Annotated in this window: 4 protein-coding genes and 1 pseudogene; all 5 read right to left on the bottom strand. The window is 67.6% G+C overall.

Annotated features, from left to right (window positions below; all coding sequences use genetic code 11):
• Nucleotides 1-185 (bottom strand): annotated as a pseudogene (locus IE126_RS25585) (hypothetical protein); the annotation flags it as partial.
• 11 nt (nt 186-196) lie between these two features.
• Nucleotides 197-1,354, bottom strand: a complete 1,158-nt coding sequence (locus tag IE126_RS25580; RefSeq protein ID WP_189383207.1) for a pyocin knob domain-containing protein — start codon at nt 1,352-1,354, stop codon at nt 197-199.
• The gene (locus tag IE126_RS25575) at nt 1,347-1,514 is read right to left on the bottom strand and encodes a hypothetical protein (protein WP_161806037.1); all 168 of its coding nucleotides are present in this window, start codon (nt 1,512-1,514) and stop codon (nt 1,347-1,349) included. The genes IE126_RS25580 and IE126_RS25575 overlap by 8 nt, the downstream gene beginning before the upstream one ends.
• Nucleotides 1,511-1,684, bottom strand: a complete 174-nt coding sequence (locus IE126_RS25570) for a hypothetical protein (RefSeq protein ID WP_189383205.1) — start codon at nt 1,682-1,684, stop codon at nt 1,511-1,513. The genes IE126_RS25575 and IE126_RS25570 overlap by 4 nt, the downstream gene beginning before the upstream one ends.
• A partial coding sequence (locus IE126_RS25565; RefSeq protein ID WP_189383203.1) for a hypothetical protein occupies nt 1,681-1,866 on the bottom strand: 186 nt, incomplete at its 5' end. The genes IE126_RS25565 and IE126_RS25570, both read right to left, overlap by 4 nt.

The following is a 1,866-nucleotide window of genomic DNA, read 5'->3' as shown; positions in this document are numbered from 1 at the left end:
ATCACACCGCCGATGCGGGTGACCTCCGAAGCCAGCCAGTCGCAACTCACCGCTTCACGCGGCAGGACGGCGCCCTCGGGCAAGGGGCCGAAGTCGAGATCCGCACCGTCGATGGTCAGGACATCGCCCTGCCGGGACAGGATGAGGGCGGAATCGGAGCGGAAGGGCGAGAACGAGATTTTCATGATGGCCCTCCTCAGAACCAGCGGCCGATGGCGGTCAGGCCGGGCAGCGAAAGCGTGCCCGACGAGGCATAGGAGAAGACGCGGTACTGCACACTGCCGACCGAGGGCGCGTTGATCCCCAGCCAGCGCGCCGCATTGCCGCCGCCCCCTGCCACCACAGGGGCGGAGAGGAACGAGGCCGGGAAGGTCCATGTCAGCAGATTGCTGTGCATGTAGATCGGCCCGGCTGCGGTCGCGGCATCCACCCCGGCGGCAATGACCGTGCAGATCTGGGTGCCGTCAGCGAAGCGGACATATTCGCCATTGGCATTGCTGCCGCGTTCGATGACCTTGCCGGTCGGCACGCCGCCGGACTGGGAGACGGTCCCGAGCAGCGATCCCTGATGGAATTGCTCCACCCACGGTCCCCAGCCGGATGTGCCCCAGCTCCGGGTAAACTCCCGCAGGCCGGAGGCGGTGGACGTGCCGCCGTAGCTGATGAACTTCTGGATCACGTTGGTCGAGGAGCGCGCCACCACGATCAGCGCCCCGGCACCGGAGATCCCCGGCGGGTAATTGTTGCCCGCCGTATTGCCCGCCGTCGGGTTGTAGAAGAACCCGGAGACCAGAAGCGCATCCAGATTGTCGGTGGCACCGAGGCTGATCGCCGTACCCAGACCGTAATCCCCGGTCCTGACCAGCCGCCCGGCGGTGGTATCGGTTGCGGAGCCTGTCGGCACGAGGCCCAGCGTGGCGCGCATCGCCGCCTGATCCGCGTCATCGAGCAGCGTGCGGGCAAAGGCGCTGAGCGTCGTCAGCGCCGCCGTGCCTGCGCCGGTGTAATAGGGCAGCTTGTTGGCAGAGGTCGTGAGGCCCGCCAGCGACGACAGGTTGCCATTGGTCAGCGCCGACAAGACCTCGCGCGCGGCCGAGAGAACACGGGTCGCATCCGGCGTGAACCGCACCTCGTAATTCGCGCCGGACAGCGCCGCTCCCGGCCAGGGAAAGGCCAGTGTGAGCGAGGTCGCGCTGTTGACGCTGGCAATCCTGACGCTGAGCCCGGCCGCCCAGAACATGTCCCCCGCCTCCAGCCCGGCGGCGATCCAGCTGGTGCCGCTGCCGGTGACGGTGGTGGAGCCTGCCCCGAGGGTGACCGTGCCGGTGGCATAGCTGACGGGCAGATCAGGCATCGGGGGCCTCCTCCGCCGGAAGGGCGGCTTCCAGTTCGGTGATGCGGGCCTGAAGATCCGCGATGGCCTGCGCCTGGATCAGGCTGCGGTTGCGGTAATGCTCGACCAGGGCATGAGCCTCGGCAAGGGCGACGGCGGGATCGATGGCGACAGTGGTCATGGGGTCTCCTCCTGCGGCTGCGGCAGCCATTCCCCGCCGCGCAGAATGCATGTGGCGGGATCGATACCGGGCGGCACGATCACCGCGCCCTCCGGCACATCTTGGGGATTGGTGCATTTGCCGGTCACGGCGGGCAGACCCGCCGCATCGGCCTCGGCCCAGACAATCATCGTGTCACTCCTGTGATGGTCATGCGCAGCCTGCGCAAAATCGGGCTGCTGACCGAGCCGGTCAGAATGCTGACCCGGTAGCGCACCCCGTCAAAATCGCCGTTGATCGAGTCGCTGTGGATGCGCACCAGCCAGTCCGTCGTGGACTGGTCGGTCCCGCCCAGCGTCTCGTAGCCAAGCCA

The sequence above is a fragment of the Gemmobacter nanjingensis genome, assembly GCF_014652195.1.
Taxonomy (GTDB): Bacteria; Pseudomonadota; Alphaproteobacteria; order Rhodobacterales; family Rhodobacteraceae; genus Gemmobacter; species Gemmobacter caeni.
The sequence above is the reverse complement of the archived record's forward strand: the minus strand, read 5'-3'. Positions and strand labels throughout refer to the sequence as shown.